The sequence below is a fragment of the Paenibacillus sp. XP01 genome (assembly GCF_057364885.1).
In genome coordinates this window covers 2778317-2793902 of record NZ_CP139481.1, presented here as the reverse complement: position 1 = coordinate 2793902, position 15586 = coordinate 2778317, and the positions used below count along the sequence as shown (strand labels likewise).

Sequence of the window (15586 nt, the reverse complement as noted above, 5' to 3'; positions counted from 1 at the left end):
CAGCTCGCTGCAAGGCAGCGCTGCCGTTTCTAATTAGGGTGGTACCACGGCTTCTTCGTCCCTTGCGGATGAAGGGCTTTTTTTGTTTTTTGCGAATCAGAACCAATCCAAATGTCGAAGGAGTGCATTGTCCATGGAACAGAATACCGAGCTCGAAACGTTAAGAAGCCGCTTGAACGAAATCAACCACGGCCTGCTTCACCTGTTGTCCGAACGGGCCAGCGTCGTGCAGGAAATCGGGCAAATCAAAGAAAAACAAGGCGTGCCCAAATTCGATCCTGTGCGTGAAAAAGAAATGCTGGAGGAACTGACCGCAGCCAATCCGGGGCCGTTCCATAACGATGCGATCAAGCTCTTATTCAAGCAAATCTTCCAGGCTTCGCTGAATTTGCAAGTCGACGAACACAAAAAACATCTGCTCGTCAGCCGCAAAAACCAGCAAGAGGATACCATCGTCTCCATTGGCGACGTGCAGGTCGGTGCGGGAACGCCAATCATGATCGCCGGGCCTTGCTCGGTCGAGAGTTACGAACAAGTGCGCGAAGTCGCTGCAGCGCTCAAGGCCGCAGGCATCAGCGTCATGCGCGGCGGTGCCTTCAAACCGCGCACCTCGCCATACGATTTCCAGGGACTTGGCATTGAGGGGCTGAAAATACTGAAGGAAGTTGCCGATGAGTTCGGCCTGAAAACGATCAGCGAGATCGTTCACCCGGATCATATCGAGCTTGCCGGCGATTACATCGACGTCATCCAGATCGGCGCGCGCAACATGCAAAACTTTGAGCTGCTCAAGGCTGCAGGCGATGTCAACATTCCGATCCTGCTGAAACGTGGTCTGGCGGCGACGATCGACGAGTTCGTGCATGCGGCGGAGTACGTCGTCTCCCGCGGCAACAAACAAGTCATGCTGATCGAGCGCGGCATCCGTACCTATGAGAAAGCAACGCGCAACACGCTCGACATTTCGGCCGTGCCGATCCTGAAACAGGAAACGCATCTGCCGGTGCTTGTCGATGTCACGCATTCCACGGGCCGCAAAGACATCCTTGCCCCTTGCGCCAAAGCCGCTCTCGCCGCAGGCGCCGACGGCGTCATGGTGGAGGTGCACCCGAACCCGGCCGTAGCTCTCTCCGATGCAGCGCAGCAGCTGAACATCCCGCAGTTCAACGAGTTCCTCGCCACCGTGAGGGAGTCGGGGCTGTTGAAGGGGTAGACTGGGTTTTAAAAGAAATGAACCGCCTCGTCCAATAAAGACAGAGGCGGTTCATCCTAATTTGAAATGCTCAGGATCAAATCTGATTTTTATCATCAAATCTAGTATTCTCAAACGGTCCATTCAAGCCTAATATCTCTCCGATCCGGAGCGACAAGTCCTTTTTTTCAAATTCAGTTAAGTCTTGACCGACTTTATGTATATCGAACCGTTCCAACTCACGCTTGATACGGGCAAACTGATCTTTGACTTCGATTCGATGTCTAATTATCAACTCTGCAAGGGTTGTTTTTATCACCATGTTTTCAGAAGGCGTATTATTACAATCACGTTCAAATCGATTCAGGACATTCCCAACTAACTCATCTTCATCTCTAGTAACGTTCAGGAGTATGGCGAAACACTCTTTCACTGCTTTCTCCATTTCAAAATAGTGCCATCTTGCGAATTCACTCTGATCTATTGCCATGTCTTCAAACTTTTCAAGGACTTTTTCCATACGTTCAACGATATCCTTGTATTCATCCGTCTGTATTACACTACGAAGTTTTTCCTTATTTAAGGAAAGAAGCTGCTCCATGACATGCACTTTAAATTTACAATAGACCTTGGTATGTGTTAATGACACTGTTGCTGCTGCAATGTTCACGACAGCTTTCTCCATTTCGCCTCTATTCATTATGCTATAGTAAGCATCGTATGTAATGGCGAGTGCCTCAGCGTCACTCATTTCTTCATTTTTCCAATCCAGATACCTTTGATAAAATGAGCCGAATAATGCTTCATAGTTACGTTTCATTAGACTGACCTTCCTTCTTTAGATAAACTTAAATTTTCAAACATAACCTGTATATTATCGAATTGATTGCTCTTGAGGGCATTTCGAATGTCTTTCACAATTTGGTTCTCATTCAACATCGCCTTTCTCCGATTCAGTAAAACTCAATAAGTCTTAGTTCAAATATCTGAATTGAGTTCACCCTAAGTTTTATATCGCAACATCTTGGTATCCTACATCAACTACTTTTTCATCTAATAAACGAATGCCTAAGCCATTTTCTGAATCCCACGTACAACTAAAAAGAAATCCAATATCCCGTTCTTTATTAAGATCTCCATACGAAACAACAATACTATCTAAGGTCATCATTTTTTTAATTGCTCAGTTGTATCCACGAAAGGATAACTTTCATTAAAAGCTATGTCATAGCCTAACTCATGACGTTTTTGTAGATAATAGTTTAAAATAGGTTGCAGTAAATTCTGTTGTATTTCCTCCCAATCTTCCATTAAACTTTGGTACGCCGAATATTGATCATCATCGAATACCCCGTCCTCATCTCCTTCAATAATAAGGGTTATTGGAGTCTTAACCCCAAAATAATTCATAGTCGTATCCTTGGACCAAATATAATCATAGTCGAGTTCGCCAAACACCACATCATAAATTTTCATGAAATGATTTCCTCCTCTATTTCTTAAAATCAACTCTCCTCATGTAGTCACATTTCTTCCTCTGTTAGCATTCCGAAAAATTCAGATAGATTTGAAGCGACCTTTTGTGTTACAGGAGAAAATTCTTCTGACTCTTCATGAAACCAGATTACGACAGTGGGCTCTTCAGTCTCTCTAAAATCCAAACAAACAAAATCTCCTGAAAATAACGCTGCAATAGGAACGATATGTATCCCCACTAAATCTTCATCATCAGTTAATCTTTCACTTAATTGTGTAATAACAACTTCGACATCATACCAACCATTCGTCAGATCAGACTCGCTGTCATTCAATATACAAAGAAATTTTTCAATCACATATTCATGCTGATTATAACTAAACACGTTTGTGTGTGGTACAGCTCCATTATTTTCTTTGATAAAATTCCTATATGTTTCAGGAAATGAAATTCTCAAGCCTCGCTCCACTTCGTCTAATAATTCATCGGTGGGCAATGGAAAGACAATTGTACTCACATCCACTCTCACTTTCTTCACCCCTTACTTCACCTAACTACTTGAGTGCAATTCGAATCCATCGCACGCAAGAACCTCTTGCACATCGCCATTCCCACAACCAGACCACAAAGGTTATCATTCGATAATACCTTTTGGCGTCGTGGCTTCTTGTTACCCAGCAGATGTTTTCCCCGACAGCGACGATTGACAGTGCAGAAAATCGTTTGTTATGCGAACCTAAAGACGTCTAATGCAAATTATATTTTTCTGAATCCGTAGCCTCCATGTTTTGTGCAAGTTATACAGGTTCAGTCACTATCTATAGTTATCATGTCTAGGTTTGCACCCATAACAACATGATATAAAGCTTCTTCGAAGGTATCTCCTAAATAAATAAGAATATCATCATTACCTCCGTAAAATGTTCCTGATGAACCAACATACCATGTCATATCAATAGAAGCGATTTCCCCTAGAATTATAAATGATTCATTACAGTGTTCCTCATATCTTGTGACAAGCTCACGAAAAATAGATTCTCCTGCATGTTCAGGATCAGTATTCAAAGTTAAATATTGATCTGGTTTTCGAGGATTCTTGAATTGAATTTTTAACCCTCCACATTCTTTTAGAACTTGTATAGCCCCTCGAAAATAACGTAATCATCGTTCTTCCCCTTTGAGCTTCTATAATGGATACAAAGCTGCTAACATAAGCTAACAGTTTCCACACATAAATATGAACTTATCAGATTTAATATTTATCGCGAAAGATAAATTATCAATATTTTCAAGGAATACAAATTCTAAGGTCACGTCTCTTTTTCTTCCTTTTGTAGACGATGATTACTCAATAGATATAAGACTCTCTATATATTATTAACATCAATAGGTTCATTTTGTGAACGACTTAACCAGTTACTAACCGGAAAGGATCCAACATTAGTTACATCAATAAAGCCTGATCTAACTATAAAATTTACGCCCTTTTCAAATAATCTTATTATTGGATCATAAATATCTAAATACTTTTGAACTTCTTTATTTTCATCTGATATTGCTGATAATTTTAAATATGATTTAATTAAACAATTTGCATACATGTTATTATTCAAATATTCTAGTGTTTCTTTGGAATAAACTTTTTCAGTATCTATATTGTTTTGGAAGCCTAATTCTTCAGCAATATCAATGACAAAGGGGTTTTGAAGAGTTACGTCGTAAGATAAAGAAAAAGCAGCCATTCTCCTCAAAAACTCTGCCATTAATTTTGCATCTTCTCGTATACCTCCTGTACCAATTACTGTCCAGTTCACTTTATTTATTCTTTCTATTGCATTCTCAAGATACATTTTTCTCACTCTCTCCAACCTTTCTACCATTTCCATTTTACTTGGTTTAAGAGTTTACAAGGACTATCTTACAGACACTCTAATTGTCCGAGTAGAAAATTCTCAAAATTGTTTACACCATATAACTTTCAGCGATTTGAATATGGCTATTTAAGTCTAAATCTGGATACCTTTCATCTAACAAATATAATAGATCAATGAATTTTCCGCTTTGCAAATTATACGCAACCTCTTCAAATACTTCACTTAGAAACGAAATTTCAGTTTTGGTACATTGATTCAAAAAAGCTAAGGTTAAACTCTCATCTGTACTAAGGAGTTCAATTAATTCTGTCCACTTTTGTTTAATCATAGGATCGTTATCGTCTAGCAACGCACGTGCCCCTAAAACCGCTCGTACTTTTTCGTAAAACATAAAGTTGACCTCCAAAATGATTATGGTTGTAACACGTAATCTGGGAAAATCGTCCCTCACGTAGAACAGTACTCGCCATCAAAATTATAACCGCCTTTTCTTGGTAGGAGATTTTCAAAATCGCACGATGCTATTGCTTTAAAATCAGCATCCCATAACTTTGTCAGCAGATTGGATATTTCTAATACATAGTTAACTTCACCCCCATTTTCAGTTGGTTCAATTTCTAGGTAGTACTTGTAATATAGAAAGCCATCATTTCCTTGGTTTATTTTGTCTTTATCGAAATCACTGTTATTGAAAATAATTATTTCTGAATGCTTCGTCAATATGCTTGAACCACTAATAGTGCCCTTAACAATGTTTGAGACTGCATCTAGCAACATTTCTTTATCAACATCGCTATCCAAGAAAATTTTAGTAAAAAAAATAATATTCTTCCAATGAAATCACCTCAGATCATTTGGGTGGTGCAAAATGTGATTGCCTTGAACAACTTTATCATCACTTACATGCTAACGATTATCAAATATGTAACATATCACCTTCTCATCTTTCTATCATCTTGGCGTAATTTACAGTTGCAATAAAAAACTGTGAGAAGATGAACATAACAAAAACAAGTCAAATTACGGTAGTATATGTCCATAATCAACCTGTTTAATGTATCCGAGGAGCGTTATTCAGGTTGAAAATTAGAGCATTTGATGGGCCTGCAACCTGAAACGAGAACTCTTTATATGGGTATTACATGGGTTAGATGTATTATTTGTTGAATGAGTGGTTCATTCGGCACTGGGTAGGGCTTTTTTATCAGCCACCAAGTAACCCTTGATTTCATCAGATAGTTCAAGTACCCTCCTCCAATCTGGTGAATTTCTAACCGCATTAACATTCCACTCATCGCCTTGCTGTAATTCTAGAACTAAGTCTCTTAAGATAGAACTTTTATACACCATCTCATCACTAATTAGTCCGGCATCATTAAGTCTTTGTAAGACATCAACGTGTAAAAATGAAATTACTCCTGTATCGAATTCTTCAAAGATATTGTAGCCAATTACCGTATCATCCTCACTTAGCAGGTATGTTCCACATTTATCAATCGTATCTACATATAGCTCCAACAGTTTTCCTGTGGATATTTTTCCCATTAAACATATCCCCTTTATTTTTGAATAACTGTAGCCTTATCCCCGGGTAACGGTTTATAATCAGTTCTTACTACCTTGACTTTGCCTGTCTGCCACTTGAGAAACCAATGTATGACCCTTCATGTCCCCCTCCTCCTAGGGGATAGAGCACAGACTTATCGCCGTTTGTGAATTTCCATCCAGTACCTGCTGAGCCATAAGTACCTTTCGTCCATCCATCTCCAAGAGTTCTTCCAACTTCATCAGCTGATTTACTCCATAGAGCTTTGGGATTACTTAAAATATCATCATAAGATTTTAACTCTGTTACCCATGTAAAATTTCCGTCTCCATATTTGCTCTTGTAGTAATCATTCCATTTTGCTCCTGTTCGAGGTATCTGTGCAGAATAACCCGTCCCCTCATCCAACTTCTTCGCTAAATCATCCTTACCTGCTTCCATTTCACTCCAAAAACGCTGCTGCTGGCTATTGGGCGGAATTGGCTTTTTCGGCTTCGTGAAGTAGACGCCAGCTGGTCCTTCCGTTGCAAGTTCGGGGCCAAAACGAGTATTTCGCATCCGCTCCATCGAATCAGATACATACTCCGTGATATCGTCTACGCTTTTGTTCAGACGATCTTTAGTCTGCTGCTTCCATGTCGTCCATGTCTCGTCCAGCGCGGACATATTTTTGCTATTCACGAGCTTGTCTGCCGCTTTATTGAGTCCATGTTTGGCCAAGATGGCGAGGTTGACAAGCATCAGGGCGACGCCCAGGTTGTCCAGCAGCTGCTGGTCCATACCCAAGAACGTGGGGTTCGTATACGCATTCCCGTTCTTTAAATCATTCAGTTTCTTGACATTGACGACGATCATCGCCGCACCGAGAGCCGCATCCGCGTCAGCCAACAACGGTGGCTAACCCTTATAAGTCCCTGAGTGTTCTATGTCAACTGCACGTTAGCAGAATTCTTCCTTCGCTGTAACAATCGCTGAAAGGTTCAATTAAGCTGCGGACGATATGAAAAAACCTTCGTTTTGGCCGCCCTACTCGTAATAGTGGTAGCATCTACCCTAAAAGATGCGATTATTGCTATTTCATCTTCCCTATCGGGGCGACTTATTCTACAATTGCGAGCAATTTAAAAAAACGCAAGAAACGAAGATAACAAAAAAACAGGTCAATTATGGTGGTATTTGACCATAATCAACCTGTTTGATGTATCGGAGTAGCGTTATTCAGGTTAATTAGCATTTGATGTGCATATAACCGAAATGGATAATATGGGTTAAGTGTGTTGTTAGTTGAAGATGGGTTTATTCACCACCATGCTAGCTTGAAATCTATTTTTTTCGAAAAAATGTCTAACAAGCTTCTTCTCTTAAATGTTAGCTTCTATTTCTCTCATGAAACGTGTTATTGCAAAACAATCTTCCAAATCTTCACCCTCTAATGACCAATATAAAATTGTATTCACATGGACCTGTCTATCTTCTTCAAGAAGATTCTTGATTCTTTTCCAGATCAAAGGACTAAATTCATTTTCACTAAGATAATCATTATATGAAGCCACAATAATTACCATAAGAGCAAATTTTTCTTCGATATTAAGTAGATTATTATCATAAAATGCAAGAAATTCTTCTATACGAGATGTGTCTGCTACAATGTAATGCCAATCTTGACAAAATTCATCTGGTTCAGGCAACCCTAACTTTTCAATAAGAGATTCCCTCGCCGATTTAGTAATATATTTAGGGCTGTTTTCCATAATTCCTCCACTATTTTGGTTTAGTCGTTGGATACATACTGCTATACGGGTAACAAGTTGTTAAACTCCCATCCTTTTTTACAACCACCATAGCTCGATCTGGAACAATTTCTGTACCATCAGGCAAAAAACAGCGTCCTTTCACATTGGACGGAAGATCTACATAGTGAGCTCCTGGGCCTCTTTTCGCTATTTCAGCTACAAAATCCGCTGCAACTTGATCATCTAGCCATTTTCCAATCTGGTGTCCTTCGGTTCTAGCTCTGTCAATTAGTTGCCTATCAGTTACTTTCTTTCCATGATCCAAAAAAGAGTGCCCATAGGTAGGTCTGCTTGCTGGATTTCCCCATTTCCATTTCGGATTTAGCCACCCTTCACTAACTTCACTCGTTCCCTCACCCAATACCTTCGCTAAATCATCCTTGCCTGCTTCCATTTCACTCCAAAAACGCTGCTGCTGGCTATTTGGTGGAATTGGCTTTTTCGGCTTCGTGAAGTAGACGCCAGCTGGTCCATCCATTGCAAATTCCGGGCCAAAACGAGTATTTCGTATCCGCTCCATCGAATCAGATACATAATCCGTGATATCGTCTACGCTTTTGTTCAGACGATCTTTAGTCTGCTGCTTCCATGTCGTCCATGTCTCGTCCAGCGCGGACATATTTTTGCTATTCACAAGCTTGTCTGCCGCTTTATTGAGTCCATGTTTGGCCAAGATGGCGAGGTTGACAAGCATCAGGGCGACGCCCAGGTTGTCCAGCAGCTGCTGGTCCATACCCAAGAACGTGGGGTTCGTATACGCATCCCCGTTCTTTAAATCATTCAGTTTCTTGACATTGACGACGATCATCGCCGCACCTAGAGCCGCATCCGCGGCAGCCAACAAATACAAGGAGCTTCCGCCTGTCGGGATGGCCGCAATAATGGCTACCACGCCAAATATAACGTTAAACTCGGCGATCAGCATTTGCGAATCGATGATCAATACTTGAAACGTGTATCTGGATAAGTATCTCTTTTAAAATTCCTCCCCACCTTCGTCCTAACCCTGTAATAGTGACAGATTCTTTATGGAACTCATTGAAGAAGTCCAAGTACACGTCTATAAAGTGAACGACAATACGGCCGATGGATACAGTAACTCCCTTCATGTGCCACCTTTCCCGAATTTTTTGATGAATTTTGGGTTTTATTAGGGACAGGTGGCTACCCTTATACGTTCCCTGTCTGTTCTATGTTAACTGGCCATCACCAGCGTTACTTTCTTCAAAGTAACAATCGCTGAAAGGTTCAGTTAAGTTACGGACGATATGAAAAAACTTTCGTTCTATCCGCCTCTATTCTTAATATCGGTGGTATCTATCCTGAAAGATGCGATTATATGCTACTTCATTTTCCCTATCGGGGGGCCCATTCTAAAAGTTGCGAGTAAATTTGAAAATATGCTAGACGAAGATAACAAAAAAAGGTCAATTATGATGGTATTTGACCATAATCAACCTGTTTGATGTATCGGAGAGCGTTATTTAGGCTATAAAATTAAAGCATTTGGTGTAGGAGAAATCTTTATACGAGTATTACATGGGTTATGTCTGATTAGAATCAGCCGCCCGACCTATTCGGTACTGGGTGGGAGTTGATACAAAGGCAAAAGAAAACTACAGTACGAGCGGCTATATTGCATTGTGGTTTGGAGGTTGTATCGTACGCTTTTTTAAGCAAGATCTTCACTTGGAAAGGTGAGTTCTCACCTTATTTATCTCCATAATTATCAATTAAAAATAATATATGTCTTTTTTGGAAACGAACCCACTCTTGGTAGGATTCTTTCTTTATAGTCTTCTTCCCAATATTTTTTTTGCTCTAATCCGCCTACATTAATACCAAAGTTGAACGTAGGATCGATAAAAATATCTTGTCCATTTAATAATTTCACATGTAACGCATCACAAACTAGACTTTTTTCATTTATTTGTAAACCATAGAAACAAGCATTTATAACTTTGTTATCTTCTGAATCATACTTTGTTAGTACAATTTCACTAACATTACTCTTGCAAACTACATCGTCTTCAAATTTATCAAATTCGTATCTTACTTTGTCAACCATTGATATCCTCAGCTTTGAATTCTGCTCAACTGATTGAAATTCTATGATTTGTTCACCAAACTCAAAATATAAAAAATCTAACATAGCAGAAAATTCAGCAGAACCGTTTTCCTCAAATGAAAGAAAGCCTGTTACATAAACATTGTTAAGCAAATTCTTTTGAATCAAATTTTCAAATTTCTTTAACATATACTTTTGCCTCCATTATTCTAAAAATATCAAGTTTAAATCCATACCTTACCCACGCTCTAATATTGTCACAAACTCTCCATCATATTTTGTAATTAGTGTATAATCCTTAGTTCGATATATATTGCCCTCAAAACCATGTTTATACGAAGCCTTACCTACATATTCAAATGTCACATCATTAATTGCCCTTGATAAATCTTCTAGGAAATTTGGGATATCTGCATCACTAGAGTATTTCGTACCAAGCACACATTCCAAATATCCCCTTTTTATTAGCGATAATGTTCTTTAAATTTCTTTTCATTTCCTATAGATATTTTAACTTTACCCGTTCCCTCAGACTCTCTCTTTGAGTGTTTACTATTACCTGAAGAACCATGATTGTCAATCTTCATAATTACTGGCACGTTTCCACCGTTGGGTAGTTGCATGTACCTAATACGCCACGGAACACTAGCCGCAGCACCTTCGGTCATTTTCCCAACTGTTTTGGCAATAAGTTCGCCCAACTCACTTAGAGATGGAGGAGATAATGCTGCATTGGTCTTAAATTTCCCATCTTTTATTACAGCGGCGGGATTGTCTGGGTTATCCCCATTTCCATGAAGGAAACCTTTTGGCCCCGAACCATCCCCGTGGTCCGACTTAGTTCCCGATTTGTTGATTTTCATGGTGCCCTTCTTGGCTAGCGAGCTGCCTCCAAGCGCCATTCCGGCAATATCTAGCTGAGCTAAATTCGCTTCCGCAGCCGAACCTTCAGCAACGTCATGCGGCCTGTCGCCACGTAAGACATGTCCGTTTGCTCGGTGAGCATATACAGTTTGCCGAGATACAGCACGATTCCGGGGGATACGGACAGCTTGTCTGTCTTTACTTCGACCTCCGCCCTGGCAATAATGCGTTCGCATAGTTGCGGTAGCAGAGTTCCAGATAGTCGCGCGGATAATCTGGAAGCTGTTCCAGCATGGCGGTTTTGAGAATACGGCCTTTCTGGAAATGCGGGTACACATGCGTGAACATCAACTTCTCCCTCCCTTCGAACCAGAGTCAGCGCCTTACGACGTACTCCGGGTAATCCTCTCGGGCACTTCATTTTGCGCCATTCTCTCGGTCCGATTCTCTACTTCCTCCCATCAAAAAAGTCCAATTCGGGCAGATCTGGCTCGAACGGAAACAGCTTCTGCGGACCAAGATAGAGCTGTTCGTTCTTTCGGGCAACCGGCAGGACGTAGAAGCCCCAATGGCGATCATCCGGGAAAACGAAGAACTTCGTCTCGCCGTTCACGATCGAGTCGGTAGCATCCTGCGGAATATAACAAAAAAACAGGTTGATTATAGTGGTATCTGACCATAATCAACCTGTTTGATGTAACGCTATTATGTTAATAGAGATACTTTTTACAGCCATTCAGTACGTACATCTTAATTCATGAAAATTTTCTTACAAATAGAACAAAGGTTATGTTGGTAAGGATAGGAAAAGTCGTTTCATTCGATACTAGGTAGTCCTAATGACTTAATTATTTGAGAGCTTCGATTAGATAGAGCAGTTTTCATACTCCTCTACAAGTCTTGACCATGTACTCTCTTTGTCCAACATTGCTGTAGAGTCGATTTTTTCAAATTCCTCTCGCATCATTTTCCCAAATTTTTCACACTGCTCATCATCGTCTATGTCATCAACTTTTCTAAGCTCAGTATAAAATAGCTGATGGAATAACAAAAACAATTTTATACTTGAATTAATGAATATCCTATCCTCTCGACTTTCCAGAAGTGCAAATACTTCTTGAGTAGTTTTCTTAATTGAAATGAAAGCCCCCCGACTTTGTCCTATGTTAATGAACTCTTCTCCGTTAAAGGTGATTCTTTCAAAATTAATTGAATCAAAGAACTTGATACCTTTCATTTCAAAGATTGTATGATTTTTAGGTAAGCCATAATTCAATAAAAACTCCATTGTTTCCTCTGAAAAACCGTATATCCCCAACTCATCTATACTGTACCTAAAAAAATCACAGTTCCAAAAATCCTTTGATAGTTCAATCATTAGATATTCCCCCTTTACTTTCATTACTTAAATAACGCCTTAATAGCCTTCTTCATTTCGTCATTACCACGTTTTCTCGAATCATAGTCTCCGTATTCAAAACTATGAGTTACTTCTGCATTCGGATAATTTTTATAAATCAAATTATCACAGTGATGATATGGCTCAAGATTACATGGTTGCCTTTCGGTATATATCCTTTTTATCTTAGAAGAATCAATTCCCATTTCAGTCACTCTCTGATGAAGTATTTCTTCTGAGTGTACTCCTAGTTCCCTATTACTTTCAGCAATCTCATACTTGAGTATTCCGTTATCCTCGTATTCTAAGATCGCAATATTCCTTGTCCCCTGAACACCATTTTTCATTCTATAATCAATTACCATTCTACTTAAATCTGATTCACCATAGCCAACAACTTTTGAACGGCTTAAACCAAATTCAGTATTACCCGTCCCCTCATCCAACTTCTTCGCTAAATCATCCTTGCCTGCTTCCATTTCACTCCAAAAATGCTGCTGCTGGCTATTTGGTGGAATTGGCTTTTTCGGCTTCGTGAAATAGACGCCAGTCGGTCCATCCATTGCAAGTTCCGGGCCAAAACGAGTATTTTGCATCCGCTCCATCGAATCAGATACATAATCCGTGATATCGTCTACGCTTTTGTTCAGACGATCTTTAGTCTGCTGCTTCCACGCCGTCCATGTCTCGTCCAGCGCGGACATATTTTTGCTATTCACGAGCTTGTCTGCCGCTTTATTGAGTCCGTGTTTGGCCAAGATGGCGAGATTGACAAGCATCAGGGCGACGCCTAGGTTGTCCAGCAGCTGCTGGTCCATACCCAAGAACGTGGGGTTCGTATACGCATCCCCGTTCTTCAAATCGTTCAGTTTCTTGACATTGACAAAAACGAAAATAACAAAAACAGGTTAATTACGATGGTATCTAACCATAAATCAACCATCCTTTGGGCTGCACATTCAGACGCCCCATGGCGTGATCTTCCTGGCCACTTTCCCCACTGGAAATCCGTCTACACTCACTTTTGACGTTGGCAGAAAGCGGGAATTCGGGATAAGGTGCTGAAGGTTGTCTCCCTATATAGCGATGAGGAAAGCATTATGATTGATGCCACGATTGTGCGCGTTCACCAGCACGGAGCGGGGGCAAAGCAAGCAAGCGATCGAACGTTCCCGTGGGTAGTTTAAGCACCAAAATTCATGCCATCGTCGATGCGCTCGGAAATCCACTTCGTTTCGAATTAACGGGTGGTGAAGCTCATGACTCGGTTCAGCGCTACAAACTTCTGCAAGCCATCGAACCGACGATGAAACAAGTATTAGCTGATCGAGTCTATGATACGAATGCGATCAGGGCGCTTCTGAACGAGGAACAAGCGATCCCGGTGATTCCAACGCCGAGAAATACAACCCGTTGACCGAGATATCTATAGAGAACGCCATTTAGTGGAGTGTTTTTTTTCAATAAAGTCAAAAGCAATCGTCGTCTGGCAACTCGCTACGATAAATTAGCGTGTACGTTCAAGGCTTTTTCGACTCCGGCATCCATTATGGTGTGGCTTGCTTGAGTTTGAAGACACCCCTAGTTTATCAACTCTTCTCGCCTTACTTATCCACGTTTTTCCATCCCCTTTTTCTTCCTTTAATTTTGAACATGAAAAAAAGCTCTCTCCTACTAAATAAGTTGGAATGAGCTTTTGAAATTTAAACAAGTGTTTGAATTATATAGTGATTGGTTGTGTTTTGCGATCTCGTTGTTAGGGAGATTTCGCTAATGAAGATATTATCCACTCATCTGCTCCATTAACCACTTTTTAATATCATCACCGTCCAGCCTTATTGGTTCCTCTTCAGTTCCAACAAAAATATGTTTGGCAGACACTTCATCAATCCCGTTTATTTCTTCAAAACTAGTTTCATAGAGAAGTGCCCCATCAAATATAGCATTTGTTAAATCAACATTAGAAAACTTTGAGCAGCTTAAATTTGCTCTTCGAAATGATGCTCGCCTCAAGTCAGATCCAGATATATTAGCGAAGCTGAGGTCTGCATCATCAAAAGACGCTTTTATCCCTACACAATTTAATATATTTGAATGTTTTAAGGAAGTGTAGTCAAATACCGTTTTACTCAGTATGCATTCCGAGAAAATCGTTCTTTCAAATGATGTACTTAAAAAATAGCAATCACTCATATCATTATTAGCAAAAAACGAACTACTCATATTTGACTCTACAATCTCTGAACAACTCAGATTCATCCCTGTAAGATTCAGTTGTTGTAATTCTTCTTTTACAATTTCTATTTTTTCTCCAATATTACCATCCGATTCTGCCCATTTATGATGTTTTATAAACATATTATCATCCATGTAATTCTTCCTTTCACATACTTTATGGCCACCACAGCAACATATCACTTAAACCTAATTCTTTTACCGCTTTGCGTACTTCGTCTATATGTTCTGGGAACATTTTTGATGAATCGATGATAACATTCTCCCCTTTTGAAAGTGATTCTTCTATATCAGCAATTGCCTTTTCCAGTGTATAACCCTTTGGCGCAAATTTTGAATACCATCCTTTAACGTCCCACAATACACCTGTTGCGTCAATAAATTCTGCACCTGCTGGATTGGTATCTCTAACTATAGGACCAGGTAGGTCCCCTCTCGCCTCTAACTCCAAGCCTGCTAGTCTTTCAATTTTTGTCTTTTCGTTTATTTTAAAGTTTTTTGCTGGATCTTTTGCCAAACTCTCATACTCTTCTGGAGATCTAGCGTAGTATTTTCCCTCATCCCCATACTTGTCTATCAATTCTTTATAGTAATCTGGAGCAGTTTCTCTAATTTTGTCTAAGTCAGCATTTCCCGTCCCCTCATCCAACTTCTTCGCTAAATCACCTTTGCCTGCTTCCATTTCACTCCAAAAACGCTGCTGCTGGCTATTTGGTGGAATTGGCTTTTTCGGCTTCGTGAAATAGACGCCAGTCGGTCCATCCATTGCAAATTCTTGGCCAAAACGAGTATTTCGCATCCGCTCCATCGAATCAGATACATACTCCGTGATATCGTCTACGCTTTTGTTCAGACGATCTTTAGTCTGCTGCTTTCCATGTCGTCCATGTCTCGTCCAGCGCGGACATATTTTTGCTATTCACGAGCTTGTCTGCCGCTTTATTGAGTCCATGTTTAGCCAAGATGGCGAGGTTGACAAGCATCAGGGCGACGCCCAGGTTGTCCAGCAGCTGCTGGTCCATACCCAAGAACGTGGGGTTCGTATACGCATCCCGTTCTTTAAATCATTCAGTTTCTTGACATTGACGACGATCATCGCCGCACCTAGAGCCGCATCCGCGGCAGCCAACAAATACAA

Annotated in this window: 20 protein-coding genes and 3 pseudogenes; 2 read left to right on the top strand and 21 right to left on the bottom strand. The window is 40.4% G+C overall.

Annotated features, from left to right (window positions below; translation table 11 throughout):
• Positions 1–133 precede the first annotated feature (133 nt).
• A complete protein-coding gene (locus SNR34_RS13010) occupies positions 134–1213 on the top strand; it encodes a bifunctional 3-deoxy-7-phosphoheptulonate synthase/chorismate mutase (protein ID WP_236416751.1) in 1080 nt (359 codons plus the stop codon).
• 76 nt (positions 1214–1289) lie between these two features.
• Here SNR34_RS13010 and SNR34_RS13005 read toward each other — a convergent pair whose 3' ends face one another.
• From SNR34_RS13005 to SNR34_RS12920, 18 genes and pseudogenes are all read right to left on the bottom strand, one after another.
• The gene (locus SNR34_RS13005; RefSeq protein ID WP_486182064.1) at positions 1290–2012 is read right to left on the bottom strand and encodes an Imm3 family immunity protein; all 723 of its coding nucleotides are present in this window, start codon (positions 2010–2012) and stop codon (positions 1290–1292) included.
• A gap of 189 nt (positions 2013–2201) precedes the next feature.
• Positions 2202–2668: pseudogene (locus SNR34_RS13000) on the bottom strand (DUF6985 domain-containing protein).
• A 47-nt stretch (positions 2669–2715) separates the two neighbouring features.
• Positions 2716–3207: an SMI1/KNR4 family protein gene (locus SNR34_RS12995; protein ID WP_486182063.1), complete on the bottom strand. Its 492-nt coding sequence runs from the start codon at positions 3205–3207 to the stop codon at positions 2716–2718.
• Between the two features lie 269 nt (positions 3208–3476).
• Positions 3477–3812: pseudogene (locus SNR34_RS12990) on the bottom strand (SUKH-3 domain-containing protein); the annotation flags it as partial.
• A gap of 224 nt (positions 3813–4036) precedes the next feature.
• On the bottom strand, positions 4037–4519 hold the full coding sequence (locus SNR34_RS12985; protein ID WP_486182062.1) for a hypothetical protein: 483 nt from the start codon (positions 4517–4519) through the stop codon (positions 4037–4039).
• Between the two features lie 112 nt (positions 4520–4631).
• The gene (locus SNR34_RS12980; protein ID WP_486182061.1) at positions 4632–4934 is read right to left on the bottom strand and encodes a hypothetical protein; all 303 of its coding nucleotides are present in this window, start codon (positions 4932–4934) and stop codon (positions 4632–4634) included.
• A 56-nt stretch (positions 4935–4990) separates the two neighbouring features.
• The gene (locus SNR34_RS12975) at positions 4991–5344 is read right to left on the bottom strand and encodes a 1,4-dihydroxy-6-naphthoate synthase (protein ID WP_486182060.1); all 354 of its coding nucleotides are present in this window, start codon (positions 5342–5344) and stop codon (positions 4991–4993) included.
• A 375-nt stretch (positions 5345–5719) separates the two neighbouring features.
• Positions 5720–6088, bottom strand: coding sequence for a hypothetical protein (locus SNR34_RS12970; RefSeq protein ID WP_236421548.1), 369 nt, complete (start codon positions 6086–6088; stop codon positions 5720–5722).
• A 70-nt stretch (positions 6089–6158) separates the two neighbouring features.
• On the bottom strand, positions 6159–6977 hold the full coding sequence (locus tag SNR34_RS12965) for a hypothetical protein (protein WP_486182059.1): 819 nt from the start codon (positions 6975–6977) through the stop codon (positions 6159–6161).
• 473 nt (positions 6978–7450) lie between these two features.
• Positions 7451–7840, bottom strand: a complete 390-nt coding sequence (locus SNR34_RS12960; RefSeq protein WP_236421562.1) for a hypothetical protein — start codon at positions 7838–7840, stop codon at positions 7451–7453.
• 10 nt (positions 7841–7850) lie between these two features.
• A complete protein-coding gene (locus tag SNR34_RS12955) occupies positions 7851–8774 on the bottom strand; it encodes a hypothetical protein (RefSeq protein WP_486182058.1) in 924 nt (307 codons plus the stop codon).
• Positions 8775–9611: 837 nt separating this feature from the next.
• A complete protein-coding gene (locus tag SNR34_RS12950; protein ID WP_486182057.1) occupies positions 9612–10139 on the bottom strand; it encodes a hypothetical protein in 528 nt (175 codons plus the stop codon).
• Between the two features lie 48 nt (positions 10140–10187).
• Complete coding sequence (locus SNR34_RS12945; protein WP_236421558.1) at positions 10188–10391, bottom strand: hypothetical protein; 204 nt, start codon at positions 10389–10391, stop codon at positions 10188–10190.
• Positions 10392–10414: 23 nt separating this feature from the next.
• Positions 10415–10813: a hypothetical protein gene (locus SNR34_RS12940; RefSeq protein WP_236421557.1), complete on the bottom strand. Its 399-nt coding sequence runs from the start codon at positions 10811–10813 to the stop codon at positions 10415–10417.
• Positions 10814–11012: 199 nt separating this feature from the next.
• Entirely contained in the window at positions 11013–11162 is a 150-nt protein-coding gene (locus SNR34_RS12935; RefSeq protein WP_236421556.1) for a hypothetical protein, read from the bottom strand.
• Between the two features lie 100 nt (positions 11163–11262).
• Positions 11263–11454, bottom strand: a pseudogene (locus SNR34_RS12930) (hypothetical protein); the annotation flags it as partial.
• A gap of 225 nt (positions 11455–11679) precedes the next feature.
• The gene (locus SNR34_RS12925; RefSeq protein WP_343262860.1) at positions 11680–12192 is read right to left on the bottom strand and encodes an SUKH-4 family immunity protein; all 513 of its coding nucleotides are present in this window, start codon (positions 12190–12192) and stop codon (positions 11680–11682) included.
• A 23-nt stretch (positions 12193–12215) separates the two neighbouring features.
• A complete protein-coding gene (locus SNR34_RS12920; protein ID WP_486182056.1) occupies positions 12216–13031 on the bottom strand; it encodes a nucleic acid/nucleotide deaminase domain-containing protein in 816 nt (271 codons plus the stop codon).
• A gap of 356 nt (positions 13032–13387) precedes the next feature.
• Here SNR34_RS12920 and SNR34_RS12915 point away from each other — a divergent pair, with 356 nt between their 5' ends.
• A complete protein-coding gene (locus SNR34_RS12915) occupies positions 13388–13630 on the top strand; it encodes a transposase (RefSeq protein ID WP_236421565.1) in 243 nt (80 codons plus the stop codon).
• A gap of 365 nt (positions 13631–13995) precedes the next feature.
• Here SNR34_RS12915 and SNR34_RS12910 read toward each other — a convergent pair whose 3' ends face one another.
• The 3 genes from SNR34_RS12910 to SNR34_RS12900 form a co-directional block, all read right to left on the bottom strand.
• Entirely contained in the window at positions 13996–14583 is a 588-nt protein-coding gene (locus tag SNR34_RS12910) for a pentapeptide repeat-containing protein (protein WP_236421564.1), read from the bottom strand.
• 22 nt (positions 14584–14605) lie between these two features.
• Positions 14606–15247: a hypothetical protein gene (locus SNR34_RS12905; RefSeq protein ID WP_486182055.1), complete on the bottom strand. Its 642-nt coding sequence runs from the start codon at positions 15245–15247 to the stop codon at positions 14606–14608.
• A 61-nt stretch (positions 15248–15308) separates the two neighbouring features.
• Positions 15309–15470: a hypothetical protein gene (locus tag SNR34_RS12900; RefSeq protein WP_486182054.1), complete on the bottom strand. Its 162-nt coding sequence runs from the start codon at positions 15468–15470 to the stop codon at positions 15309–15311.
• Positions 15471–15586 lie beyond the last annotated feature (116 nt).

Excerpts from the sequence above, each read along its gene's own strand:
- SNR34_RS13010 (WP_236416751.1), top strand. The coding sequence starts at position 134 with ATGGAACAGAATACCGAGCTCGAAACGTTAAGAAGCCGCTTGAACGAA.
- SNR34_RS13005 (WP_486182064.1), bottom strand. The coding sequence starts at position 2,012 with ATGAAACGTAACTATGAAGCATTATTCGGCTCATTTTATCAAAGGTAT.
- SNR34_RS12985 (WP_486182062.1), bottom strand. The coding sequence starts at position 4,519 with ATGTATCTTGAGAATGCAATAGAAAGAATAAATAAAGTGAACTGGACA.
- SNR34_RS12980 (WP_486182061.1), bottom strand. The coding sequence starts at position 4,934 with ATGTTTTACGAAAAAGTACGAGCGGTTTTAGGGGCACGTGCGTTGCTA.
- SNR34_RS12970 (WP_236421548.1), bottom strand. The coding sequence starts at position 6,088 with ATGGGAAAAATATCCACAGGAAAACTGTTGGAGCTATATGTAGATACG.
- SNR34_RS12960 (WP_236421562.1), bottom strand. The coding sequence starts at position 7,840 with ATGGAAAACAGCCCTAAATATATTACTAAATCGGCGAGGGAATCTCTT.
- SNR34_RS12950 (WP_486182057.1), bottom strand. The coding sequence starts at position 10,139 with ATGTTAAAGAAATTTGAAAATTTGATTCAAAAGAATTTGCTTAACAAT.
- SNR34_RS12940 (WP_236421557.1), bottom strand. The coding sequence starts at position 10,813 with ATGAAAATCAACAAATCGGGAACTAAGTCGGACCACGGGGATGGTTCG.
- SNR34_RS12935 (WP_236421556.1), bottom strand. The coding sequence starts at position 11,162 with ATGTTCACGCATGTGTACCCGCATTTCCAGAAAGGCCGTATTCTCAAA.
- SNR34_RS12925 (WP_343262860.1), bottom strand. The coding sequence starts at position 12,192 with ATGATTGAACTATCAAAGGATTTTTGGAACTGTGATTTTTTTAGGTAC.
- SNR34_RS12920 (WP_486182056.1), bottom strand. The coding sequence starts at position 13,031 with ATGGACCAGCAGCTGCTGGACAACCTAGGCGTCGCCCTGATGCTTGTC.
- SNR34_RS12910 (WP_236421564.1), bottom strand. The coding sequence starts at position 14,583 with ATGGATGATAATATGTTTATAAAACATCATAAATGGGCAGAATCGGAT.
- SNR34_RS12905 (WP_486182055.1), bottom strand. The coding sequence starts at position 15,247 with ATGCGAAATACTCGTTTTGGCCAAGAATTTGCAATGGATGGACCGACT.
- SNR34_RS12900 (WP_486182054.1), bottom strand. The coding sequence starts at position 15,470 with ATGGACCAGCAGCTGCTGGACAACCTGGGCGTCGCCCTGATGCTTGTC.